Source organism: Janthinobacterium sp. Ant5-2-1 (assembly GCF_001445815.1).
GTDB classification, from domain to species: Bacteria; Pseudomonadota; Gammaproteobacteria; order Burkholderiales; family Burkholderiaceae_D; genus Janthinobacterium; species Janthinobacterium lividum_E.
This window is the reverse complement of record NZ_LNCE01000045.1, coordinates 13,330-36,749: the sequence shown is the minus strand read 5'-3', so window position 1 is coordinate 36,749 and position 23,420 is coordinate 13,330. Positions and strand designations below refer to the sequence as shown.

Sequence of the window (23,420 nt, the reverse complement as noted above, 5' to 3'; positions counted from 1 at the left end):
CGGGAGCATCGACCCTTGCGTGGGTTGCCCTGATTCCGCTCCGTTGATATCAATAACAAACTACATGACAATGAAATTAGTATTCACCGCTACGCTGGGCCTTTTATCTCTGCTTCACACATCGTCCTCCTTCGCGGAGAACCTCAATGGAAAAAATCTGTACATGCAGCGATGCGCCGTGTGCCACGGAGCAGAGATCAAGGGAACGGGGCCGCTGGCAAATAAAAGCAACCCCCGTACCCCCGATCTGACCACCGCCGCTTTCAAGAAACGGCTCAATGATTATCCAGGCGTGATCGTCTCGTCAGTCATCCTTCGTCCGAATGGCGACCTGATTCCAAAGACCTTGAAAGAGAATGGCGTGAAAATTGCGCCGCACGCCTGGAGCGTGAAGGATTTTCGCGATCTGAATCAATACATGAGTGGCGTGATTTTACAAAAACGATGACGCCATTCGACTGCATGGCCGCCTAGTGCGACACCAGCACCGGTAACGTCATCTCCTGCAGCACCGTGCGCGTGACGCCGCCCAGCAGCGCTTCGCGCAGGCGCATGTGGCCGTAACAGCCCATCACGAGCAGGTCGCAGTGCCGCTGGGCCGCCATGGCCAGCAGGGCCGTGCCCACGTCCTGGCCCGGCGGCGTGTCGTGCTGCAGCACTTCGACGTTGACGCCATGGCGCGCCAGGTACAGGGCCAGGTCGGCGCCTGGCTGCTCGCCGTGCGCGGCCGGCTGGGCGTGTGAATTGACGACGGCCAGCGTGACTTGCCGCGCCCCTTGCAGCAACGGCAGCGCATCGGTGATGGCGCGCAGCGCTTCGGTGCTGCCGTTCCAGGCCAGCAGCGGATGCTGCGTGATGCCCGCTGGCGCGGCCGAAGGCGCGTGCGGCACCATCAGCACGGGCCGGCCGCAATGGAGCATCAGGTATTCCGGCGTGCCGGCGATGACGCGCGACGGCGTATCCTGCGCATCCGTCTGGCCCAGGATCAGCAAGTCGCAATAGCGCGCCTGCAGCAGCAGCGCGCCTTGCGCATCGTCGTCGACGAAGCGCGTTTCATAGGCGCCCAGGCCTTCCTCGCGGGCGATGCGCTCGAAGTCGTGCAAGGCCTCGCTGGCCTGGGTGCGCAGCGCCTGCATCTGCGCCGGCGCAAACTGCAGCGCATTGACGCCGCCGCCATACGCGTAGCGCGAGATGCCGCTCATGGCCGAGCCGATCAGGTGCGCGCCTTCGGCAACGGCCAGGCGCACGGCCAGGCGGATGCGCTGGGCGCAGTGGCGGGAATTGTCGACGTGGACCAGCAGGGTAGTGTAGGGCATGGCGTTTTCCTCGGTTGTCGCGCGGTTGTCGCTCGGTTGTCGGTGGTCAGGTTTGCAGCACGTAGCTGCCAGGCGCATCACCCAGGTCGGCCCCCATGGCTGGCGGCGCCACTTGCACGCCGGAGCGCTGCGCCAGCCAGGCTTGCCAGGCGGGCCACCACGAACCGTCGTGGTGCGGCATGTCGCGCTGCCAGCTGTCCGGATCGACATAGGGCGCGTCGTGGCGGTGCGTGGCCAGCTGGTAGTTGCGGCGCGGCTGGCCCGGCGGCGAGACCACGCCCGCATTGTGGCCGCCCGAAGTGAGCAAAAAGGTGACGTCCGTGTCGGTCAGCAGCTGCAGCTTGTACACGGAGCGCCATGGCGCCACGTGGTCCGTCAGGGTGCCGACGGCGAAGATGGGCGCGGCGATGTCGGGCAGGGCGATGTGGCGGCCCGCCGTGCGGTAGCGGCCTTCGGCCAGGTCGTTGTGCAGGAACAGGCGGCGCAGGTATTCCGAATGCATGCGGCAGGGCATGCGCGTGGCGTCCGCATTCCAGGCCATCAGGTCGCTGTCCTGCTCGTCTTGTCCCAGCAGATAGTGGTTCAGGCGGCGCGACCAGATCAGGTCATTCGAGCGCAGCAGCTGGAAGGCGCCCGCCATCTGCTTCGTATCGAGGTAACCCTGCTTCCACATGGCCGCTTCCAGGAAGCTGACCTGGCTCTCGTCGATGAACAGCGACAGTTCGCCCGGCTCCTTGAAATCCACCTGCGAGGCCAGCATGGTGAGGCTGGTCAGGCGCGCATCGCCGTCGCGCGCCATCGTGGCGGCGGCGATGGCCAGCAGGGTGCCGCCCAGGCAGTAGCCGGCCGCGTGCACCTGCGGCGCGCCCGTGATGCGGACAACGGCGTCGAGCGCGTCCATCACGCCCAGCTGGCGGTAGTCTTCCAACGACAGTTCGCGGTCTTCCTCCGTGGGGTTTTTCCAGGAAATCATGAACACCGTGTGGCCCCGGCCCACCAGGCAGCGCACCAGCGAATTGTGCGGCGACAGGTCGAGGATATAGAACTTCATGATCCACGCCGGCACGAACAGCAGCGGCGTCGCATGCACCTTGTCGGTCGCGGGCGCGTACTGTATCAATTCGATCAAGTCGTTGCGGTAGACCACCTTGCCCGGCGTGACGGCCACGTTTTCGCCCGCCTTGTAGCGGCGCGTCTCGGGCGCGTACGGCCCCATGGCGGCGCGCTGCCAGTCCTCGGCCGCGTGGACCAGGCCGCGCGCCAGGCTGGCGCCGCCGCTTTCCACGGTGGCTTGCTGCACCACGGGATTGGTCAGCATGAAGTTCGACGGCGCCAGCATGTCGAGCCACTGGCGCACGGTGAACGTGACGACATCCTCGTGGTGCGGCGCGACGCCGCGCACGCCCGTGGTGGCGCGGTGCCACCATTGCTGTTGCAGCAAGAAGCCCTGGTAGACGAGGTTGTACGGCCAGCGCCGCCAGGCCGGATCGTCGAAGCGCCGGTCCTGCGGCAGCGGCGCGATGCATGGCGTCTCGGCGGTGCCGCCAGCCAGTGCCGATTGCATGGCGTACTGCTGCCAGCGGCCGATCTTCCTCCACGCTTCCTGCACAAGGGCTTGCTGCTTCGATGGCGCCAGCGCCAGGTGGCTGAGCCAGTCGGCATACGCGTTGCCCAGCGCGGCCGGCGAAATGCCACCCGTGAGCTTGCCCAGCCAGGCGTTCAGCAGCAGGTCCAGGGTGGCGCCTTCCGGCGCTGTCTCCGGATAATCGGGCGCCGACACGCCTTGCCAGGCGCTGCCCAGGCGCGCATGTTCAACGTTGTGCTGCGCGTCGCTCGGCTGCGTCTTGCTCATCGAGGGCTCCTGTCATTTTTTTACAGGATAGCAATAGCTTGTTCAAAAAATTATGATCTACATCAACTTTGGCCGGATGCGTGCGGCGTGGCTAGCCATCTGGATGAAACTTCGAATGAAAATGATTTAAACGAATATTGCGATTCCAGCGATCTTATTTTAATAATAAAGAAAAGCCATTTATTCGTGAATTTATTTATTGTATTTGGTAAATTTATGTAGCAAAATACAGTAAAGCAAGACCGATCACAGTGGATAGAGGAGATGGACATGCATACGAAAATGTCGGCAAGCGGCAGCGAAGAGGCGGGCAGAGGCTATCTACGCGGCGCAGCTGCGGGCGTCAGTCGTTCTTCCGTGCGGCGTTTGAAGGCGATAGCCTACCTGGCCCTGTTGCTGGCCGTGGTGCCGGCGGCAAGCTGCATCGCCACGGGCCGCGCCGGCGTGCCGGTGCCGTTCAGCGCCATGTGCGGCGTCGTGTCGTGCGCGGCCGGGGGCCATGTGTTCTAGCGCGCGGCCTGCGCTTCCTCGCGGATCCATGCCATGAATGCCTGGACGGCAGGGCGCGTGGCCGCATCGGGCCGCGCCACCAGGTAGTAGGCAAAGCGCGCGGGCCAGGGCAAATCCAGCACTTGCACCAGGCGCCCCGCGGCAATTTCCTCCTGCGCGTAGAGCTGCGGCACCAGGGCCAGTCCCTGTCCCGCTTCGGCTGCGCGTATCAACAGAAAATCATCTTCGAACGCCGAGCCGCGCAACGCCCGCGTCGCATCCGCGCTGCCGTCCGGGGCGCCATGCGCGGCCAGCCACAAGGGCCAGTCGGCGCGGTCCGTATCGTGCAGCAGCGGGTAGCGCAGACAATCGCCGGGCGTGGTGATGGGCTGCTGGCCTGCCATCAGGGCGGGGCTGGCGACGGGCACCAGCACGGGCGCCATCAATCGCGTCACCTGCAAGCCCGGATACTCTCCCAAGCCGTGGCGCAAGGCCACGTCAACCCTGTCGCGGCGCAAGTCGACCAGCGCCGACGTGGCTTCCACGCGCACCTCGATCTGCGGGTGGCGCTGGTTGAAGCGGCCCAGGCGCGGCACCAGCCACGCCGCGGCAAAGGTGGCGACCGTGCTGACGGTGAGCGTCTGGCGCCCACCCATGTCTTCCAGCGCCTGGCTGGCACCGGCGATCTGCGCGAAGGCACCCAGCAGGGTGGGGTGGACCATGGCGCCCGCTTCGGTCAGGCGCAAGCCCTGGCGTTCGCGCGTAAACAGGGGCATGCCGACCCGTTCTTCCAGCAGGCGGATTTGCTGGCTGACGGCGCCCGACGTCACGTGCAGCGCTTCGGCGGCGGCCTTGATGCTGCCGCGCTGGCCCACTTCGACAAAGGCGCGCAGCGCCTGGAGCGGTAATGGATGCTTCATCAATATAGTTTATCTATAGCCAGAAAGTAAAAATCATCGTTTCAATTCTCCGAAGATAAGAGCGAGGATGGCGGTGTTTGCAACGCTTATTTTACTTCAGTAAAACTATATCGACAGGATACTTCATGCACAGCATCACATCCCTGGCGGGTTCGCTTGAACTCTACACCGACAGCTCGCCCAACGGCTTCAAGGCCACCATCGCACTGGCCGAACTGGGCTTGCCCTACCGGCTGCGCCATGTGCGCATCGAACAGGGCGAACACCGGCTGCCCGCTTTCCTGGCCCTCAATCCGTACGGGCGCATTCCCGTGCTGGTCGACCACGACACGGGCATCACCGTGTTCGAATCGGCCGCCATCTTGCTATACCTGGCCGAGAAGACTGGGCGGCTGTTGCCCGCGGCGCCCGCGCCGCGCTGGGCCGCCATCACCTGGCTGCAATTTCATGCGGCCAGCATGGGGCCGGTGCTGGGCCAGCGCGTGCATTTCGAGATCGTCGACGCGGGCGCGAACGTGCCCGCCACGGCGCACTTTCGTCGCTTGTGCGACGCCGCGCTGGCCACCATGGATGGCCGCCTGGCGGCTAACGCCTACCTGGCCGGCGACGACTATTCCATCGCCGACATCGCCAGCTTCGGCTGGCTGCACATCGCCCGCATCGTCGGCTTCGACCTTGGCGCCTGGCCGCACATCAGCAGTTGGTACGCCCGCGTGGCGGCCCGCCCGGCCGTGCGGCTGGGCGTCACTATCCCCGCGCCCGCCACGGGCGCCTGATTCTTATCGAGGAACAGCATGAGCAATGACATCACGGAAGGCGCCTCGTCGCAGGCCTTCACGCAGCACCGCGGCTATCGCCGCATGTTCGCGTCCGGCGCGCTTACCCTCGGCATCTACCTGCCGCTGCGCTTTTACCAGGGCGACATGCAGGCGCTGGCCGGCCAGGCCGACTTGGTCGCCGCCATGGACAAGCAAGGCTTTGCCGCCGCGTGGGTGCGCGACATTCCCCTGTTCGACCCGCGCTTCGGTGATGCGGGCCAGCTGTTCGACCCGTGGACCTATCTCGCCTACCTGGCGGCGCGCACGGACTCGCTGGCCCTGGCCACGGGCAGCGCTATTTTCACCCTGCGCCATCCCATCGACCTGGCCAAGGCGGCCGCCAGCATCGACCAGCTGTCGGGCGGGCGCCTTGTGCTGGGCACGGCCTCGGGCGACCGCGCCAGCGAATTTCCCGCGTATGGCGTGCCGTACGATACGCGCGGCGAACGCTATGCGCAGGCCGTGCACCTGTTCCGCCAATTGCTGCGCCCTGGCCCCGCGCATGTCAGCAGCCCGCTGGGCAGGATTGAGGGCCTCGAACTGCTGCCCAAGCCCGTGGCGGGCGCCATTCCCCTGATCGTCACCAGTTCCTCGGGCCAGCCGCTTGAGTGGATAGGGCGCCACGCCGATGGCTGGCTGACGTATCCGGAAGCGACCGATACGCAGGACGGGCCGCGCCGGCTGGCGGAAAAGATCCGCGCCTGGCGCCAGTGCATACCCGATGGCGGCTTTCGCCCCCACATGTGCAATGAGTGGCTGGATCTGGTCGACGACCCCGATTACCCGCGCACGCCCGTGCGCAGCGGCTATGTGCTGCGCACGGGGTGCAAGGGCTTGATCGATTTGCTGGGGGAATGGCAGGAAGCGGGTGTCAACCATGCGGCGCTGGGCATCCAGCATGGCCGGCGTCCGGCCGCCGAGGTGCTGCAGGAACTGGCGCAGGAAGTGCTGCCGCATTTTCCGTCGCATGCTGCGCCCACCAACGCCACGCCACGCTGGTAAGTCCGCTTAGAACGCCTGGCTGGCCGCGTAAATGAGCAAGCCGGCCAGGCCGCCCACGATGGTGCCGTTGATGCGGATGAATTGCAGGTCGCGTCCGATGGCCAGTTCGATGCGCTCGCTCATTTCTTCCTTGCTCCACAGGTCCAGGCGGCTGGCGATGAAGGCGCCCACTTCGCCCCGGTAGCGACGCACCAGCGAGCCGCTGCCGGCGACGATGGCGCCGTTCAGCCATGCCCGCGCATGGTCGTCCGTGCCGAGTACCTGGCCCGTGTTGCGCGCCAGGCCGGCGATGGCTTGCGCCAGCACGGGCTGGTTCGCGTGCAGGTCGGCCAGCACGCGCGTGCTGATGTGGTGCCACACGTCACCGAGCATGGCTTGCACCGTGTCGCTGGCGACCAGCTGCAGCTGGTAGCGGCGCACCGTGTCCTGCCACTGCGGGTCGGCTTTCAGGTGCAGCGCGCTGTCGGCGATCCAGCCGGCGATGCGCTGGCGCAGCGGGTGCTCGGGATCGAGGCGCACGGCGAGCGCAAATTTTTGCAGCGAGGCGATCATGCGCGGCTCGTACGCTTTCACGGCCTTTTTTATCAGCGCGTTCTCGATCTGGAAGGCGCCCAGCACGAAGTCGCCGATGGCCGCGTGGTGGGTCTCGTCGTCCAGGTAGGCGGCGCCGCGGTCGAGCAGGAAGTCCAGCAATTCTTGCGGCTTGCCGTCGGCGATCAGCGCATCGATGCAGTCGGCCGCCACGTCCGACAGATTCAATTGTCCAAGATAGCCGCTGGCCTGTTCGCGCAGCAGTTGCCCCAGCTTGTCATGGTCGGCCATCGCCAGCAACTGCTTCACCACGCCGGCGCTGGCCATGCCCAGCTGCCGCGCGTGGGCCTCGTCCGCCAGCCAGGCGCCCAGGCGTGCGGCAGGGTCGGCTTGCACGATGCGCTCGGCGATGCCTTGCTCGGTAATGAAATGGTTTTCCACGAAGGCGCCCAGGCTGCGCCCGATGTCCGCCTTGCTGTTCGGGATGATGGCCGTATGCCACAGGGGGATGCCCAGCGGGTGGCGGAACAGGGCCACGACGGCGAACCAGTCGGCGATCGCCCCCACCATGGACGCTTCCGCGAACGCTTCTACATAGCCCCAGGCCGGGTGGCCGCCCCGCTGCGAGCGGGCCACGACAAACACCAGCGCGGCCAGCAGCAGCAAGCCGGCGGCCAGCAGCTGCATGCTGAGCAGGCGCGCGCGCTTGAGCTGGTCCGTGCTCTGGTCCAGCTGTTTGATGAGGTCTGGGGAACGTTGCATGGATGGCGGTCTGCAGGGTTGCGAGACCGCCATCTTACTGCGATGGCGCAGTGGAGGGATTACTGTTGCGGATGCAGCAGCGAACGGCGGCGCGCGTAGCCGAAGTAGATGGCCAGGCCGATCACGAGCCAGATGGAAAACGCCATCCAGGTGAACCAGCTCAGGAAGGTCATCAGGCCCACGCACAGGAGCACGGCCAGCGCCGGCACATACGGCACGCCGGGGCAGCGGAAGGCGCGCGGCAAGTCGGGACGGCGCTTGCGCAGCACCACGACGGCAATCGACACCATGGTGAAGGCGGCCAGGGTGCCGATGTTGATCAGTTCAGCCAGGATGTTGAGCGGGATCACGGCGGCGATCAGGCCGAACACGATGCCGACGAGCCAGGTGGCGAAGAACGGCGTGTGGAAGCGCGGGTGCACGGTCGACAGGCGCTTGGGCAGCAAGCCGTCGCGCGACATGGCGAAGATGATGCGCGTCTGGCCGAAGGCCATCACGAGAATCACGGTGGTCATGCCGAGGATGGCGCCCAGGTCGACGAAGCCGGCGATCCAGTTTTCGCCCGCATATTGCAGGGCCAGCGAGACGGGATGGTCGACGCCGAGGAATTTTTGATATGGCACGATGCCCGTCATGATGGCCGACACCACGACGTACAGCACGGCGCACACGGCCAAGGATCCTATGATGCCGATCGGCAGGTCGCGCGACGGCTTCTTGACTTCCTCGGCGGCCGAAGTGACGGCGTCGAAGCCGATGAAGGCGAAGAAGACGAGGGCGGCGGCGCTCAGCATGCCGTGATAGCCGAAGGGCATGTAGGGCTGCCAGTTGGCCGGCTGCACGTGGCGCGCGCCGAAGATGATGAACAGCAGTACCACGCCCACCTTGATGGCGACCATGATGTTGTTCAGGCGCGCCGATTCGCGCACGCCCCAGCCCAGCATGGCCGTCAGCAGCAGCATGATGACGAGGGCGGGCAGGTTGATGAAGGTCGTCACGCCAGGCAGGGCGCCCGGCGCGGCAGTCAGGGCGACAGGTAACGTTATGCCAAAGCCCGACAGCAGCGACTGGAAGTAGCCGGACCAGCCGACGCAGACGGCGGCCGCGGCAAGGCCGTACTCGAGCAGCAAGTCCCAGCCTATCATCCAGGCGGCCAGTTCGCCCAGGGTGGCATAGCTGTAGGTGTAGATGGAGCCGGCGACCGGCACGGTGGAAGCGAATTCCGCATAACACAGGGCGGCGAAACAGCAGGCGACGGCCGCCACGACGAACGACAGCGACAGGGCGGGGCCGGCCGTCAGGGCGCCCGTTCCGGTGAGCACGAAAATGCCCGTGCCGACGATGGCGCCTATGCCCATGAGGACAAGGTCGAAGGGCCCCAGCACTTTCGCCAGACCTCCCGGTTTCTTGCTGTGGGCGATCATGTCATCCAAATTCTTGGTTCTAAATAAGCTCACTGTGTCTCCTGGTGGTTTTTGTCATGGCGCCATTGCCGCCTCGTGAGTAGCACGACGCAGCCAGATTCTAGCCCACGCGCCCTTGATTCCAGAAGGAAAACCGTACGGTGCCGTGCGCGCCAGCCCCGCAAACTTGTCCGGCAGGCAAAAAAACAGCCCCGGATGGTGGCCCGGGGCTGGAAAGGAGACTGCTACAGTTGGTTACTCGAGCTTACTTTGCAAAATGCGATTCGATCTCTTCGAGCGTCTTGCCCTTGGTCTCGGGGAGCAGGAACGCGGCGGCCAGGAAATACAGCACCGTGCAGCCGGCGCCAAAGAAGAACAGGGTCGAATAACCGTGCAAGCCTACGGTCGGCAGGAAGATGGCGGCGATCACCGTCGAGACGAACTGGTTGACCAGCAGGGCGATGCTCATGCCGTTCGAGCGGATGCGCGTCGGCATCAGTTCGGACAGGGCCAGCCACACGCACACGCCCGGTCCCACGGCAAAGCTGGAAACGAACACGCAGATGGCAATGGCCACAAGCCAGCCGTGCGTGGACGAGGGCACGGGACCCAGGCTGGCCTTTTCGATGCGCAGCGGCGCCTCGCGTCCGGCGGCCGGGTCGGCGAACGGATTGAGGTGGAGCTTGCGGAAGAACACGCCGATCACGCTGTCAGGCTGCACGGCGTCATCGCGGGCGATCGTCACCTGGCGCAGCACGGGGTCGTCGCTGCGCAGGCTTTTCACATTCGTGAACGGACCGTAGGCGTAGGCGATGGTCAGCTGCTGCGGCGTGCCGTCGGCGGCCGCGCCCAGTGCCGTCAAGGTGGCCGCATCGAGCTGCAAGGCCAGGCTGTCCGCTTGCACTTGCGATGCGATGGCGGGACGCACGTCGGCCAGGTGCGCTTCGGCGCCGCGGAACAGCAAGCCGGCCGCCAGCAGCGAGACGACGATGCCGCCCGTGCCCAGCATCAGCAGGAACTTGCGGCCCTTGCGGTCCACCAGCAGCACGGCCACCACCGTCATCACGGCATTGAGTACTTTCAGCAGGACGTCCGCCATGTTGGCCGAGGCGCCCGACAGGCCCGCCTGGTTCAGGATATTGACGACATAGGCGAGGATGGAATTGATGCCCGTCGCTTGCGTGCAGGCGAGGATCAGGCAGGCGAGCAGGAAGGGCAGCACGTAGCGGCGGCTCAGCAGCGGGTCTTTCGCCTTGCCGCTGGCCTTGGCCGTATTTTCCGGCGTATCCTGCATCTCGCGCAGCTCGATGTCGGCGGCGGCGGGCAACCGCGTGCGCAGCAGCGACTGGCGCGCCTGCTCGATGCGGCCCCGTTGCGCCAGCCAGCGCGGCGACTCGGCCAGCAGCAGGGCGCCGATGGTAAACACGAGGCCCGGTGTCAAACAGACCCAGAAGATGCTGCGCCACGCGTGATCCTTGGCCGTGAAGATGGCGGCGATGCGGCCCGCTTCCGGCAACGCTTGCGCCGCCTGCGTGGCCGTTTCCACCGTCTGCGCCTGCAGCAGGCCGATCAGGGCGGCGGCCACCAGGCCGATGGTCAGCAGCAGCTGGAACAGGGCGGCGCCGCGTCCACGTTGCTGCGCGGGCAGGCATTCGGCCAGGTACAGGGGCACGACGACGCCGATCAAGCCGCCGCTGATGCCTTGCAGCAGACGGCCAAGCAGCAGCGGCGTGTAGCCGTCTGCCAGCGCGATCAGCGGGATGCTGGCGCTGAACAGGGCGCCGGCCAGGAACATCACCCAGCGCCGGCCCAGGAGATCGGCCAGGGCGCCGGCGAACAGCGACGACAGGACGGAACCCAGGAGCACTGCGGCGACGATAAAGCTCAGCTGCTGGGCCGTCAGTTTCCAGGCCACCGAGGCCGTCGATTCCAGGTAGGGCAGGGCGCCGGCGATGATGCCGATGTCTATGCCGTACAGCAATCCCCCCATGCCGGCAATAAATAGCAGGTAGCGCATGGCCCACACGGGGGCCTTGTGTGACGTGTCGTGCATGGTAACTCCGGGACGGGGTTGAGGTTTGGGGGATGAGTCTGGAGACTGAATTTAGCGGGTGGAAAGATCGATGGCCGCGCCTTCGACGAAGACGGACACTGGCTGTAATTGGGAATCTAGGACGACGATATCGGCCCAGGCGCCCGGCGCCAGTCGGCCCCGTTCGGATTCGCCCAGGTAATCGGCCGGGTACAGCGACAAGCGGTTCGACGCGTCGGCCAGGTCCAGGCCCAGGTCGACGAAATTGCGCAGGGCCTGGTCCATGGTCAGTACGCTGCCGGCCAGCGAGCCCGTGGCCAGGCGCACGCAGCCCAGGCATTTGTAGACGCGCTGCGTGCCCAGGCCGTATTCGCCATCGGGCATGCCGGTGGCCGAGGTGGCGTCCGTTACGCCGTACAGGCGCGGGATGGCGCGCAGGGCCGCGCGCAGGGCGCCCTTGGCCACGTGCTGCAGGTCGGGGATGATTTCCGCGTATTCGGCGTGCGCCAGCGCCGCGCCCACCATGCCCGGGTCGTAATGCGTCATGCCCGTCATGCCGTTGTACAGGTGCGTAAAGCCGGACACGCCGGCCTGCAGCGCCGCCACGCCTTCGTCATACGTGCCGGCGCTGTGGCCGATCTGCACGCGGATGCCCATCGCCGCCAGCTGCGGGATCAGTTCCAGGTGGCCGGGGATTTCCGGCGCCATGGTCAGGACCTTGATGGGGGCGATGGCGTGGAAGCGCTGCACCAGCGCCAGGCTCGCCTGCACCACGTCGGGCGGCTGCGCGCCCAGGCGGTGCAGGTTCAAGAACGGTCCTTCCAGGTGCACGCCCAGCATGCGCGCGCCGTTGGCGGGGCGTTCGGCGATGACGCCGGCCAGGCCTTGCAGGGCACGCAGGATCGACGGTTCTTTCGCCGTCAGCGTGGTGCCCAGGAGGGCCGTGGTGCCGTGGCGCGCGTGCACTTGCGCCACGGTGGCGCCCGCGTTCCCGCCTTCCATGATGTCGACGCCGGCCGCGCCATGCACGTGCAGGTCGATGAAGCCGGGCAGAATGGTCAGCGCGCTGTCGGCGGCAGGGTCTTCTTGTATCTGGACGATGCGCTGGTCAAAGGTGATGGTGCCCGTGATCCAGCCAGATGGGGTAAGGATTCTGCCGCTCAGCATGTGTTATTCCGCTATAAAAAGTTCGATGCCCAGCTTTTGCAGCCCTTCGCGGTACTCCTGGCTGATGCTGGCATCGGTGATGACGGTATCGACGCGGTCCAGCTGCACGATGCGGTGCAGGCTGACGCGGCCGAACTTCGAGGCGTCCGTGAGGACGATGATTTTCTTCGCCCGTTCCACCATCTTGTGGTTCAGGCTTGCTTCCGTTTCGTGGTGGGTGGTGACGCCAAACTGCAGGTCGAAGCCGTCGACGCCCAGAAACAGCTTGTCGAAGCTGTAGGCCTGCAGACAGGTTTCCGCCTGGCTGCCCTGGATCGACAGCGACTGCTTGCGCAGCAGGCCGCCCGTGAGGATCAGGTCCACGCCGGGCGCGTCGGCCAGTTCCCACGCGATGTTCAGGCCATTCGTGGCCACCGTCACGCCCGTCGCATCGCGCAGATGGCGCGCCAGCGAGATGGTGGTGGTGCCCGAGTCGATGATGATGTTGTCGCCCGGTTCCACCAGCCGCGCCGCATAGGCGCCGATGCGCTCCTTCTGCTCGTGGTTGATGGCGTCCTTCTGGCGTATCGTGTGTTCAAGCGGGGGCGTGCGCGTGAGGGTCGCGCCGCCGTGGCTGCGCGTGGCCATGCCTTGCGCTTCCAGCGCATTCAAGTCGCTGCGGATGGTGACCGCGGACACGCCGAGCTTTTCCACCAAGTCGGTCACTTGCACCGAGCCCTGCTGGGCAAGCATTTGGAGGATGGATTCACGGCGTTGGCTGGTATTTCGCATGGTGGCGGGCTCGGTAAAAAGTGAAAATACCGAGCTTAACAGATTGCCGCTTCGGCAATGACGGGGACTGCCGCATTGCGGTTGCAGGCGCGCGCATATTGCGCCAGCAAGCTGCCGATCTTATGCTCGATCAGGGCCTGCGCCTGCGCCGGCAAGCTGCCCTGCACCACGGCCAGGTATTGCTCCGGCAAATGCTGGCTCAACAGCGGCAGCGGAATGGCCACGGTGTCCAGGTTGGCCAGCAGCTTGGCGACGGCGGCAGCCACCTCCGGCTCGCCCCAGTAATAGCGGCAACGGTCGCTCAAGCCGTAGCGGCGCATCAGGCGCTGTTCTTCCGGCGTGCCCAGGTAATGCTTGATCCAGTTCTTCGGCTTGGCCACCATCACGTCGTCGAGCACTTGCATCAGCTGTGAGGTGGCGTGCGCCGGCAGCAGTTCTTCCTCGATCTGGCACAGCGCGAACAGCGCCTCGCGCAGGGCGAAGGTGGCGGCCGGGCCCACTTTCAGGATGGCGAAATGGTCGCGCACCATGGCGTGCAGGGCGGACTCGCGCTGGTAGTCGGTGGAATGGGCTTCAAAGACGAGGCCGGGCTGCTCGGCAACGAAGGCCGACAGTTCGGCGGCGGCATCGGCGTCGTAGTGCTGGATGCTGCTCTGGTCGAAATCGACGCCCGGCTGCACCACCATGGCGATGACACGGCGCCAGGCGCCATGCAATTCCTTGTCGAGGAAAGCACGGCGGTGCACGTCCAGCGTGCGGCGCGCCGCCTGCGGGCTGGTGACGGCGCCGGCCTGCGCCAGCGACGCTTCGCCGCCGGGAACCGGTACTTCCGTGCCGATCACGTAGACGGGCGGCGCGAAGCCGGCGGCCGCTGCCGCTTCCTCGGCGACGACGCACAGGCGCGCCGAGCGGGCGGCCACGGTTTCATCGTCGAGCTGCAAGGGATCGTCGGCGCAGCGCATGCTGCAATCGAGGTGGATCTTATGGAAGCCGGCCGACGCATACGCGGCGATCAGGGTTTCGGCGTGGTTCATCGCGGTGGCCGCATCGAGGTGCTGCCAGGCGTTCGGACCCAGATGGTCGCCGCCCAGCACGAGGCGGCTGGCGGGGAAACCCTGTTCGCGGGCCAGGGCCAGCATGGTGTCGCGGAAAACGGCCGGCGTCATGCCCGTGTAGCCGCCGAACTGGTCGACCTGGTTCGACGTCGCCTCGACCAGCAGCACCGTGTCGTACTCGCTGGCCACGCGCATGGCGGCGCGCAGCACGCTCGGGTGGCTGCAGCAGACGGCGTACAGCCCCACGCGCTCGCCGCGACGGTGCGCCTTGATCACTTGCTGGATCGGGGACAGGGTAAAAGTCGGATTTTCCGCTTGTTTCATGATGGTTACGCCTTTGTATGTTGTCGTATCAAGAGGGCCGCGCCGCGCGCGCCGCCGGCGTCGCCAAAGCGGGGCGGCAGTATCGGCGGCACGTGCACGCCGGGGAACAGATGGCGCTTCACGGCGGCCGGCAGCTTGTCGTACAGGTGCGGCAGCTTGGACAGGCCGCCGCCAAGCACGATGACGTGCGGGTCGTAGGCCAGCACGAGGCCGGCCAGTGCGTGGCCCAGTACGTCGAGGTGCACGGCCACCGTGCGCTGGGCCACGGCGTCGCCCATGTTGGCGCGGGCGACGATGGCCAGCGGCTCGGCGCCGTCGCCGCCGAAATGCGCGTGGATTTTGCGCATGGCCGGGCCGGAGACATAGCGTTCCAGACAGCCCGCCTTGCCGCACGGGCAGGCGTAATCGGCCAGGCCGTGCTGCGCCATCAAGGTGGCGGGCAGGCTCCAGTGGCCCCATTCGCCGGCCACGCCGTTAAAGCCGCGCAGCAACTGGCCGCCCACGCAATAGCCGCCGCCGGCGCCCGTGCCGAGGATGGCGCCGAACATGCTGGCGGCGTTGTCTGCCGCGCCGCCCTGCGCTTCCGACAGGGCGAAGCACTGGCAATCGTTGCCGATGGCGACAGGGCGCCGCAAGGCTTGCTGCAGGGTTTGCGCCACGAGGCGGCCGTTCAGGGCCGGCACGTTGGAACTGAGCTGGCGTCCGCTGGCGCTGTCGATCACGCCGGGCAAGCCGATGCCGACGGGCGCCGTCGTGCCGAGCGCCGCGTCGCCGCGCGCCACCAGGTCGACGATGGCTTGCACGAAGGCGGCAAAATCGTCGCCCGGCGTGGCCACCCGTTCGCGGAACACTTCCGTCAGCGCGCCGTCGCGGTCGGCAAAGGCGACCAGTTCCATCTTGCTGCCGCCGATGTCGATGCCGTGGTAGCCGGCTGTGTGATTAGAATTGGTCATGGCCATAGATGGTGACGCCTTGCACGACACGGTTGACGATGCCGCCGGCGAATGGATTGTCGGGGCGCAGTTGCAGCAGCGCGGACTGGTGCAGCGCATATTGCTGCGCCATCAGCAGCCACAGCGGAGCCAGCCAGGCGTCGGGCCAGGCCGGCGCATCGGCAGAGAGGTCGCCGCCGATACCCACCGTCAGGCACGTCTGCGCCACGCTGTCGCGCTGCAGTTCTTTCAATAGGTCGTCTTCGTATTGGCGTGCCAATGGCTTGCCGCTGCGCAGCAGGATCACGAGCGACTCCGTGGTGACGGCCGATTTCGGGCCGTGGCGAAAGCCCAGCGGCGTATTCGCCATCGCCATCACTCTGCCGCCCGTCAATTCCAGGATTTTCAATGCGGCTTCCTTGGCCAGCGCTTCCAGCGGGCCGCTGCCCAGGTAGACGACGCGCCGTACGGGTGTCGAACCGAGGTCCGCCACAGGCGCCGACCAGTCGCGCAAGGCTTGTTCACCCAGCTGCGCCAAGGTGTCCATGCGAGACAGATCCGTGTCCTTGCCCAGCACCGACAGGGCGGCCAGCAGCATGCTGCTGAAACTGCTGGTCATGGCGAAGCCGCGGTCGCAGCTGCCTTCCGGCATCAGCAGGTTATAGGTATTGCTGTCGTTCGCGCCCTGGCGCGCCAGCTTGCCGTCCGCGTTGCAGGTGATGTTCAAAAAGCGCGCGCCGGGCACGACCTGGCGCAGCAGTTCCACGGCCGCCAGGCTTTCCGGGCTGTCGCCGCTGCGGGCAAACGAGACGAGCAGGGTGGGCGCGTCCGCTTCCAGGTACAGCTCATGGTGCGTCAGCAACGTCGTGGTGGCGATGGCGCGGATCTGCGCGGGCCAGGCCGCATTCAAGGTATCGACGACGATTTCGCCCACATAGGCGGAGCTGCCGGCGCCCGTCAGGATGACGCGTTGTTGTGGGTTCGACAGCGCGTCGCCCAGGAAGGCGGCCAGTGTCGCTTGCTCCTTGCGCAAGATGCCGGCCAGCGCGCGCCAGATGGCTGGCTGGTGGGCGATTTCCTCGGCCGTGTGCAAGCCGCCGATGTCGCGCCAGGTTTGAATGTCACGCTGAAGAAGGGTAGTCATGAGAGGTCAGTAAAGTGTTTGTTGTGAGAAAGCATAAATACTAAATTTCGAAAAGTCAAATACGAAAGTAAAACGAAAGTAAATAGTTTTCTGGCTTGCGAAATAATGTCGTTTTAACGGCGGTGAAGCATGTTGCGGTGCAGCGCAAAAGCCCGTGGCGGCGCGGCCTGTCGCTGAAACACCACGATAACGAAAGTATGTTTTGTGACATTTTGGTGAAACGTAAGAAAAATGCGCCAATTCTGGGCAATTTATTAATAAATTGCCGCTTTAACTTTCTTTTGATTGACGATATTTATTTTTCTTCTTAAAGTATTTCCATCACTTTGATTTTCTGAAAGCCGCCTGATGAAACCTCTCCCGCTTCCCCGCCGCGCCCTTGCCGCCTGTGTCCTGGCCGCCCTTGCCACCCTGGCCGCACCGGGCCTGCAGGCCGCGCCTATCGGTAACCTGAGCAGCTTGAGTGCCGTGCATGCGGCCGACGTGGCCAAGGGCGAGGCGCTGGGCTGGGACGTGCGCAGCGATACGGGCATGCAACTGCGTATCAGCCTGCCGCAGGTGGACGTGCTGCGCATCCAGGCGGGCGGCAAGGCCGGCTTGACGGGGCCCGGCGACAAGGCCGCGCCCATCGTCGTGGGCCAGCCTGCCGCGCAGGTGGCGTACCAGATCAATGAACAGCCCGACCATATCCTGATCAGCACCGAAGCCCTGAGCCTGCGCATCGACCGCAAACCGTTGCGCTTTACTCTGTTGCGCAAGGGCGATGCGGTGCCGCTGTGGCGCGAGGTGCAGCCGCTGTCGCTCGACGACAAGCAGGGCGTGCAGGTGCTATCGAGCCTGCCGGGCGAGCGTTACTTTGGCGGCGGCCAGCAAAATGGCCGCTTCGAATTCAAGGGCAAGCAGGTGCCCGTGTCGTATTCGGGCGGCTGGGAAGAGGGCGACCGGCCGAATCCCGCGCCATTCCTCATGAGTTCAAGGGGCTGGGGCATGCTGCGCAATACCTGGTCCGACGGCAATTACGACTTGCGCGACAAGGAGCAGATCTCGCTGCAGCACGCGGAAGGGCGCTTCGATGCGTATTTCTTTGTCGGCAAGGACTTGCGCGACGTCGTCGCCCGCTACACGGACTTGACGGGCCGCGCGCGCATGCTGCCCCGCTGGGCGCTGGAATACGGCGACGCCGACTGCTACAACGATGGCGACAACGTGAAAAAGCCCGGTTCCGTGCCGAAGGGCTGGACGGACGGCCCCACGGGCAAGACGCCGGACGTGGTGGAAACCGTGGCGCGCCAGTACCGCGAACACGACATGCCGGGCGGCTGGATACTGCCCAACGACGGCTATGGTTGCGGCTACACGAACTTGCCGGAAACCGTGAAGGGCCTGGCCGGCTATGGCTTCCGCACGGGCCTGTGGACGGAAAACGGCGTCGACAAGATCGCCTGGGAAGTGGGCCAGGCGGGCAGCCGCGTGCAAAAGCTGGACGTGGCGTGGACGGGCAAGGGCTACCAGTTCGCCATGGACGCGAACAAGTCGGCCTACGACGGCATCCTGAACAACTCCGACAGCCGGCCGTTTTTGTGGACGGTGATGGGCTGGGCCGGCATCCAGCGTTACGCCGTGGCGTGGACGGGCGACCAGAGCGCCAGCTGGGATTACATCCGCTGGCACATCCCGACCCTGATCGGCTCGGGCCTGTCCGGCCAGGCCTATGCATCGGGCGACGTGGACGCCATCTTTGGCGGCAGTCCGGAAACCTATCTGCGCGACCTGCAGTGGAAGAGTTTTACGCCCGTCCTGATGGGCATGTCCGGCTGGGCCGCTGCCGAGCGCAAGCACCCATGGTGGTTCGAGCAGCCGTACCGCGACATCAACCGCCGCTATTTGAAGCTGAAGATGCGCCTCACCCCCTATATGTATACCCTCGTGCGCGAAGCGGAGCAATCGGGCGCGCCGCTGGTGCGCGGCCTGATGTGGGATTACCCGCAAGACCCGGCCGCCTATACGGAAGCCTATAAATACCAGTTCCTGCTGGGCCGCGACGTGCTGGTGGCGCCCGTCTACCGCAGCCAGGCCGTCAGCGGCGGCTGGCGCAAGGGCATCCACCTGCCGCAGGGCACGTGGTACGACTACTGGGATGGCCGCCAGGCCACGGCCGGCGCCAAGGGACGCGACCTCGACATGCAGGTGACGCTCGATAAGCTGCCCGTGTTCGTGCGCGCCGGCGCCATCCTGCCCATGTATCCGGAAATGCTGTACGACGGCCAGAAGCCGAAGGATCTGCTGACCCTCGATATCTACCCGCACGGCGATTCCGACTACACCCTGTATGAAGACGATGGCAACACGCGCCAGTACCAGGGCGGCGCCTTCAGCCAGCAAGTCATCCGCATGCGCCAGATGGGCGCCGACGTGCAGGTCGACATCGGCGCCGTCGATGGCCGGTACCAGGGCCAGGAAGCGCGCCGCGGTTATGCGCTGCGGATGCTGGCGGGCCAGGCACCGGCCGCCGTGCGCGCCGGCGAACGCCTGATCGCGGCAGCCGCCGACCGTGCCGCCTACGACAAGGCGGCAGAAGGCTGGTATTTCGACGTGGCGGACAGACAAGGCACCTTGCACGTGAAAGTGGCGGCGCAGGATATCCGCCAGCCTTTAACTTTGCAGGTTGCCGGCGCGCTGGCCGTGGCCAGAGCCGATGCCGACTTCCCCGCCGCCCCCGTGCCGGGTCGCGCCTTGCCGGCCGACGCCATGCAGGTGGTGGCGCGTCCTGCCGAGGAAAGCGGCTATCCGCTGGAAAACGCCTTCGATGGCAAACCCGAGACGTGGTTCCGCACCGTGCGCAGCCCGTCCGTGAAAAGCGGTCCGCACGAATGGGTGATCGGCTTTACGGAACGGCGCCTGGTCGATGGCATCGAACTGGCGCCGCGCAACGACCAGCACTGGAAGCATGGCCAGGTGCGCGATTATGAAATCTACATCGGCGACAACAATGGCGAGTGGGGCGCGCCGCTGGCGCGCGGCACCTTGAAGCTGCAGGAAGGCATGCAGACGATCAATTTCCCCGCCACGGCGGGACGCCTGCTGCGCTTCCGCGTCATGAGCACGCAAAATCCGGAAGGCGATGGCGCCGCGTCCCTGGACCCGATGGTGACGGCGGCGCAAAGTGCGCCGGTGGCGCGCGCGTTCGATGCGGCGCTGGCCACCGACGTGGCGCCCGTCACCTTGTCCGCATTCCGCGTGCTTGAGCACAGAGTGGCCGAAGGAGAGGAAGTGCAGCGCTATCTGTCGGATCTGGCGCTGCCGAAGCATATCGCGAAAGACCGGCCGGCCGGCAAGACGGCCGAGATGCGCATGAACGGGCTGTGGTTCCGCAAGGGCCTCGGCGTGGGACCAGCCAGCCGCATCGACTTGCAGCTGGCGGGCAACTGGAATCTGCTGCGCGCCGACCTGGGCGTGGACGATAGCTGCCGCAGCGCGGGCGGCTTGCAATTCCAGGTATGGAGTGGTGAGCGGCTGCTGTACGACAGCGGCCTGGTCACGGCTCCCGGGGTGGTCAAACCCGAAATCGACGTGCGCGGCCTGAGCCAGCTCAGTTTGCGCACCCTGGGCGCGCGCGGCGCCCACCCGGCCCAGGTCTGCGGCAACTGGGCCAACGCCGTACTCACCGGCACGGAAGGCGCGACAGTCAAGCCGCGCTAACTACTTCAATCATTTCACTAAAAAAGAGCCCCTCTTCGGACCGGGGAGGGGCTCTTGCAGCCTTGCGAAAACAAATCACTTATAAAAGGGGAGTTGAGAATGCACTTGAAAAAACTGATGGCCGCGATGGTGGCGGTAGGATTGGCGTCGACGGCGCTGGCGGCGGAGGAGGAGAAACTGCAGCGTGTCGAAGTGACGGGATCGAGCCTGAAGCGCATCAACGCGGAAACGGCGTCGCCCGTGCAGGTGATCAACGCCAAGCAGATCGAGAACATGGGCGCGCTGACCTTGCTGCAAGTGCTGGACAACCTGCCCGCCGCCCGTCCGGCGCAGCAGGATTTCCGCTCGATGTTCACGGGTTCCGATGGCGGTTCGCAAGCGAACTTGCGCGGCATGGGCGCGCAGGGCACCCTGGTGCTTTTGAATGGCCGCCGCCTGTCGTTCTATGGCGCGCCGGCCGGCTTCCAGACCATGTTCGTCAACATCGACGCCATCCCCGCCGCCGCCATCGAGCGCATGGAAATTTTGACGGATGGCGCCTCGGCCGTGTATGGCTCCGACGCCGTGGCCGGCGTCATCAACGTGATCACCAAGAAGTCGTACCAGGGCCTGGAAGCGCGCGCCAACGGCGAGTTTTCGCCGAGCGTGAAAGCCTATGGCGAGCGCCAGGCCAGCGTGCTGTATGGCCTGGGCGACCTGGCCAGCGACGGCTACAACATCTATGGTTCCGTGAACGTCTACCAGCGCGACCGCATCGCGCTGGCCGATACGTACCAGAAGCGCCCCTCGTATTTTTATGTGAACAATCCCAATTTCATCCCGAATATGCGCGTGGGCGTCGGCAGCGAACCGGGCGTGATGAATCCCGGGACCTTCTTTGTCTTCGACAAGGCGAAGAACAATGCGCGCACCCAGCGCGCCGTGAATGGCTGCAACACCAGCATTACCGAAGCGTCGGGCACGCGCTGCGTGTGGAATGCGCTGCCCAACCAGCTTGACACGGGCCCCACCTCGGAGCGCGCCACGGCTTACGTGAGCGGCCGGCTGAAACTGGGCGGCGACATGGAAGCGTTCGCGGAAGGCGCTTTCACACACATCAAGATGCGCGGCGAGAATGGTCCGTCCAGCTTCAACAGCGGCAGCACGAACAACTGGTTTGCGCGCAACACGGGCAATACCCTGAACACGTTTGCCACGCCTTTCCTGAGCCCCAACAACGTCTACCTGAAAGGCAAGCTCGATGCCGACATGGTGGCCAAGATGGGCGGCGCGGCCGGTCTGAATTATCTGCTGCAGGATGCACAAGGCCACTTCGGCCAGAAGAACGTCGATGAAAACTACCGCGCGCTCGTCGGCCTGCGCGGCAGCATCGGCGGCGGCTGGGATTTTGAAACGGCGCTCAGCGTGGCGGGCAGCCATTCGACCCTGTTCCAGACGGCGAACATCAACATCAAGGGCTTCGAGCAGGCATTCGGGCCGTTCACGAAAGACCCCGTCAGCGGCCGCACGTATATCTCCGACAATCCCGCCTACAAGTTCGGCGAAATCAGCGAAGCGAATGCGGCGCTCCTGCGTGCCGCCTATCCGACCTTCGCCATCGAATCGTGGACCAAGCTGATGACGTGGGATGCGAAGCTGGAAGGCACCCTGTTCAAGCTGGGCGAGCGCGAAGTGCGCGCCGCCGTGGGCACCAACGTGATGCGCGAAAGCTTCCTCACGCCCGGCAACGCGGATGCGGCCAATGGCTTGATCACGCAGCAGGGCGGTTCCTGGTTCGACGGCCGGCGCACCATCGCGGCCGTGTTTGGCGAAGTGGTGGTGCCGCTCAGCGACACCCTGGAAGTCAACGCGGCCGCGCGCCTGGACAAGTACCCGCATTTCTCGGCCAACCTGGCGCCCAAGCTGGGCGTGATCTGGCGCGCGCGGCCCGACCTGATGCTGCGCGGGACGTATTCGGAAGGCTTCCGCGCGCCCAACCTGGCTGAATCGGGTACGGGCGGCGTCTTTGCGCAGGTGGGCGGCATCCGCGACACGGTGCGCTGCGATGAAACGAACGCCATGGCGCGCGCGCTGATGAAGTCGAAGGTGGCGACGGATGCGGACCTGGGCAAGAGCCTGCTCAATTCGAACTGCTCCACGACGGTGGGCGGCCTGACGCCGCCGAACCAGAACCTGCGCCCGGAAAAGGCCAAGATTTCCACCGTGGGCCTGGTGCTGCAGCCGGCCAAGGACGTGAGCATCTCCATCGATTACTGGTTCATCAACCGCCGCGACGAAATCGTGCGGCAGGACTTCAACGAGCTGTTTACGGAACTGGTGGACAAGTACGGCCCGACCCTGGCCGGCACGCCCAGCGCCATCCGCAACGAACTGACGGATACGGACCGGGGCAACGTGGCGGCGGTGGCTGCCATGTGCGCCAATCCCGCCAACGCGGGCGTGTGCGCGGGCGGCGTGCCCGGTTACTCGGTGGGCAACCTGGGCGGCTTGATCAACTCGTACTCGAACCGCGGCCGCACCCTGATGGATGGCGTGGACATCGACGCGCGCACGCGCTTCGGGCTCGGCGACTGGGGCAAGCTGAGCACGGGCATCGCCGCCACCATCCGCAAGCGCGACACCCACGACAGCGAAGACGGCAGCGACATCAAGGGCAACACCGTCGGCTACTACGATTCGCCGCGCTACCGCGCCACGGTCAACGCAGACTGGAGCTACCGCAACTTCGTCAGCAGCGTCTTCATCAACTATTCGGGCAAGACGCGCTGGGCCTACGGTCCCTGGGACAAGGACAACACGCCGGAAAACTGCACCGCCGCTTCGGTGGCGTTGCCGGCCGGCCAGTGCAAGGGCGCGCCGTCGTACACGACGGTCAACCTGGCCTTCAGCTGGAAGCCGGTGAAGAACCTCGACGTGGGCCTGAACGTGAAAAACGCGTTCAACAAGCAGCCGTACTACGATCCGAACGGATGGGAAGGCTACAACCATAGCCAGGACCTGTTTGGCCGCCAGTTCGCCCTGTCGGCCAGCTACAAGTTCTTTTAACACGTGACGTTGCCCCGGCCCGCCAGCGGCCGGGGCATTGCCATGAAAAAGAAAAGACAATATTCCGAAATGGCTAATACGAAAGATAAACGTAAGTGAAAGACGATTGCCTTGGCTGCTTTCGCGTTTTTCTCCCTGGATTTCAGCGCGAATTGTCC

General features: G+C 65.4%; 17 protein-coding genes. 6 read left to right on the top strand and 11 right to left on the bottom strand.

Features of this window, described 5'->3' with window-relative positions:
* The first annotated feature begins 70 nt into the window (after positions 1-70).
* Positions 71-448 (top strand): c-type cytochrome, encoded by a 378-nt coding sequence (locus ASN89_RS14765; RefSeq protein ID WP_200969053.1) that lies wholly within the window; start codon positions 71-73, stop codon positions 446-448.
* 22 nt (positions 449-470) lie between these two features.
* Here the strand turns inward: ASN89_RS14765 and ASN89_RS14760 are convergent, their stop codons facing one another.
* Positions 471-1,316 carry a universal stress protein gene (locus ASN89_RS14760; protein WP_058049780.1) on the bottom strand — a complete coding sequence of 282 codons (846 nt, stop codon included), beginning with the start codon at positions 1,314-1,316 and terminating at the stop codon, positions 471-473.
* Between the two features lie 46 nt (positions 1,317-1,362).
* Positions 1,363-3,168: a PHA/PHB synthase family protein gene (locus ASN89_RS14755; RefSeq protein WP_082654580.1), complete on the bottom strand. Its 1,806-nt coding sequence runs from the start codon at positions 3,166-3,168 to the stop codon at positions 1,363-1,365.
* A gap of 270 nt (positions 3,169-3,438) precedes the next feature.
* Here ASN89_RS14755 and ASN89_RS14750 point away from each other — a divergent pair, with 270 nt between their 5' ends.
* Positions 3,439-3,678 carry a hypothetical protein gene (locus tag ASN89_RS14750; protein WP_152988575.1) on the top strand — a complete coding sequence of 80 codons (240 nt, stop codon included), beginning with the start codon at positions 3,439-3,441 and terminating at the stop codon, positions 3,676-3,678.
* Here ASN89_RS14750 and gcvA read toward each other — a convergent pair.
* The gene (gcvA, locus tag ASN89_RS14745; RefSeq protein ID WP_058049778.1) at positions 3,675-4,577 is read right to left on the bottom strand and encodes a transcriptional regulator GcvA; all 903 of its coding nucleotides are present in this window, start codon (positions 4,575-4,577) and stop codon (positions 3,675-3,677) included. The genes ASN89_RS14750 and gcvA overlap by 4 nt on opposite strands.
* A 125-nt stretch (positions 4,578-4,702) precedes the next feature.
* Between gcvA and ASN89_RS14740 the strand changes: the two genes are divergently transcribed.
* Both ASN89_RS14740 and ASN89_RS14735 read left to right on the top strand, forming a co-directional pair.
* A complete protein-coding gene (locus tag ASN89_RS14740) occupies positions 4,703-5,353 on the top strand; it encodes a glutathione S-transferase family protein (RefSeq protein WP_046685031.1) in 651 nt (216 codons plus the stop codon).
* An 18-nt stretch (positions 5,354-5,371) separates the two neighbouring features.
* The gene (locus tag ASN89_RS14735) at positions 5,372-6,397 is read left to right on the top strand and encodes an LLM class oxidoreductase (RefSeq protein WP_058049777.1); all 1,026 of its coding nucleotides are present in this window, start codon (positions 5,372-5,374) and stop codon (positions 6,395-6,397) included.
* 6 nt (positions 6,398-6,403) lie between these two features.
* Here the strand turns inward: ASN89_RS14735 and ASN89_RS14730 are convergent, their stop codons facing one another.
* The 8 genes from ASN89_RS14730 to ASN89_RS14695 all read right to left on the bottom strand — a co-directional run bounded on the left by ASN89_RS14730 (position 6,404) and on the right by ASN89_RS14695 (position 16,518).
* Entirely contained in the window at positions 6,404-7,690 is a 1,287-nt protein-coding gene (locus ASN89_RS14730; protein ID WP_058049776.1) for a DUF445 domain-containing protein, read from the bottom strand.
* A gap of 59 nt (positions 7,691-7,749) precedes the next feature.
* Positions 7,750-9,147 carry an amino acid permease gene (locus ASN89_RS14725; protein WP_046685034.1) on the bottom strand — a complete coding sequence of 466 codons (1,398 nt, stop codon included), beginning with the start codon at positions 9,145-9,147 and terminating at the stop codon, positions 7,750-7,752.
* Positions 9,148-9,358: 211 nt separating this feature from the next.
* Positions 9,359-11,146, bottom strand: a complete 1,788-nt coding sequence (locus tag ASN89_RS14720) for an MFS transporter (protein WP_058049775.1) — start codon at positions 11,144-11,146, stop codon at positions 9,359-9,361.
* Positions 11,147-11,197: 51 nt separating this feature from the next.
* The gene (locus ASN89_RS14715) at positions 11,198-12,292 is read right to left on the bottom strand and encodes an N-acetylglucosamine-6-phosphate deacetylase (protein ID WP_058049774.1); all 1,095 of its coding nucleotides are present in this window, start codon (positions 12,290-12,292) and stop codon (positions 11,198-11,200) included.
* Positions 12,293-12,295: 3 nt separating this feature from the next.
* A complete protein-coding gene (locus ASN89_RS14710) occupies positions 12,296-13,063 on the bottom strand; it encodes a DeoR family transcriptional regulator (protein WP_058049773.1) in 768 nt (255 codons plus the stop codon).
* Between the two features lie 35 nt (positions 13,064-13,098).
* On the bottom strand, positions 13,099-14,442 hold the full coding sequence (locus ASN89_RS14705) for a D-tagatose-bisphosphate aldolase, class II, non-catalytic subunit (protein ID WP_200969041.1): 1,344 nt from the start codon (positions 14,440-14,442) through the stop codon (positions 13,099-13,101).
* Between the two features lie 5 nt (positions 14,443-14,447).
* Complete coding sequence (locus tag ASN89_RS14700; protein WP_058049772.1) at positions 14,448-15,395, bottom strand: ROK family protein; 948 nt, start codon at positions 15,393-15,395, stop codon at positions 14,448-14,450.
* Positions 15,382-16,518 carry an SIS domain-containing protein gene (locus ASN89_RS14695; RefSeq protein ID WP_058049771.1) on the bottom strand — a complete coding sequence of 379 codons (1,137 nt, stop codon included), beginning with the start codon at positions 16,516-16,518 and terminating at the stop codon, positions 15,382-15,384. Before ASN89_RS14695 ends, ASN89_RS14700 begins: the two co-directional genes overlap by 14 nt.
* Positions 16,519-16,866: 348 nt before the next feature.
* Between ASN89_RS14695 and ASN89_RS14690 the strand changes: the two genes are divergently transcribed.
* Positions 16,867-20,217 carry a TIM-barrel domain-containing protein gene (locus ASN89_RS14690; protein WP_058049770.1) on the top strand — a complete coding sequence of 1,117 codons (3,351 nt, stop codon included), beginning with the start codon at positions 16,867-16,869 and terminating at the stop codon, positions 20,215-20,217.
* Positions 20,218-20,316: 99 nt separating this feature from the next.
* On the top strand, positions 20,317-23,262 hold the full coding sequence (locus tag ASN89_RS14685) for a TonB-dependent receptor plug domain-containing protein (protein ID WP_058049769.1): 2,946 nt from the start codon (positions 20,317-20,319) through the stop codon (positions 23,260-23,262).
* Positions 23,263-23,420 lie beyond the last annotated feature (158 nt).

Coding starts and splice junctions, on each gene's coding strand:
- ASN89_RS14710 (WP_058049773.1), bottom strand. CDS start 13,063: ATGCGAAATACCAGCCAACGCCGTGAATCCATCCTCCAAATGCTTGCC.
- ASN89_RS14760 (WP_058049780.1), bottom strand. CDS start 1,316: ATGCCCTACACTACCCTGCTGGTCCACGTCGACAATTCCCGCCACTGC.
- ASN89_RS14735 (WP_058049777.1), top strand. CDS start 5,372: ATGAGCAATGACATCACGGAAGGCGCCTCGTCGCAGGCCTTCACGCAG.
- ASN89_RS14700 (WP_058049772.1), bottom strand. CDS start 15,395: ATGACCAATTCTAATCACACAGCCGGCTACCACGGCATCGACATCGGC.
- ASN89_RS14755 (WP_082654580.1), bottom strand. CDS start 3,168: ATGAGCAAGACGCAGCCGAGCGACGCGCAGCACAACGTTGAACATGCG.
- ASN89_RS14705 (WP_200969041.1), bottom strand. CDS start 14,442: ATGAAACAAGCGGAAAATCCGACTTTTACCCTGTCCCCGATCCAGCAA.
- ASN89_RS14685 (WP_058049769.1), top strand. CDS start 20,317: ATGCACTTGAAAAAACTGATGGCCGCGATGGTGGCGGTAGGATTGGCG.
- ASN89_RS14720 (WP_058049775.1), bottom strand. CDS start 11,146: ATGCACGACACGTCACACAAGGCCCCCGTGTGGGCCATGCGCTACCTG.
- ASN89_RS14715 (WP_058049774.1), bottom strand. CDS start 12,292: ATGCTGAGCGGCAGAATCCTTACCCCATCTGGCTGGATCACGGGCACC.
- ASN89_RS14695 (WP_058049771.1), bottom strand. CDS start 16,518: ATGACTACCCTTCTTCAGCGTGACATTCAAACCTGGCGCGACATCGGC.
- ASN89_RS14765 (WP_200969053.1), top strand. CDS start 71: ATGAAATTAGTATTCACCGCTACGCTGGGCCTTTTATCTCTGCTTCAC.
- ASN89_RS14730 (WP_058049776.1), bottom strand. CDS start 7,690: ATGCAACGTTCCCCAGACCTCATCAAACAGCTGGACCAGAGCACGGAC.
- gcvA (WP_058049778.1), bottom strand. CDS start 4,577: ATGAAGCATCCATTACCGCTCCAGGCGCTGCGCGCCTTTGTCGAAGTG.
- ASN89_RS14750 (WP_152988575.1), top strand. CDS start 3,439: ATGCATACGAAAATGTCGGCAAGCGGCAGCGAAGAGGCGGGCAGAGGC.
- ASN89_RS14690 (WP_058049770.1), top strand. CDS start 16,867: ATGAAACCTCTCCCGCTTCCCCGCCGCGCCCTTGCCGCCTGTGTCCTG.
- ASN89_RS14740 (WP_046685031.1), top strand. CDS start 4,703: ATGCACAGCATCACATCCCTGGCGGGTTCGCTTGAACTCTACACCGAC.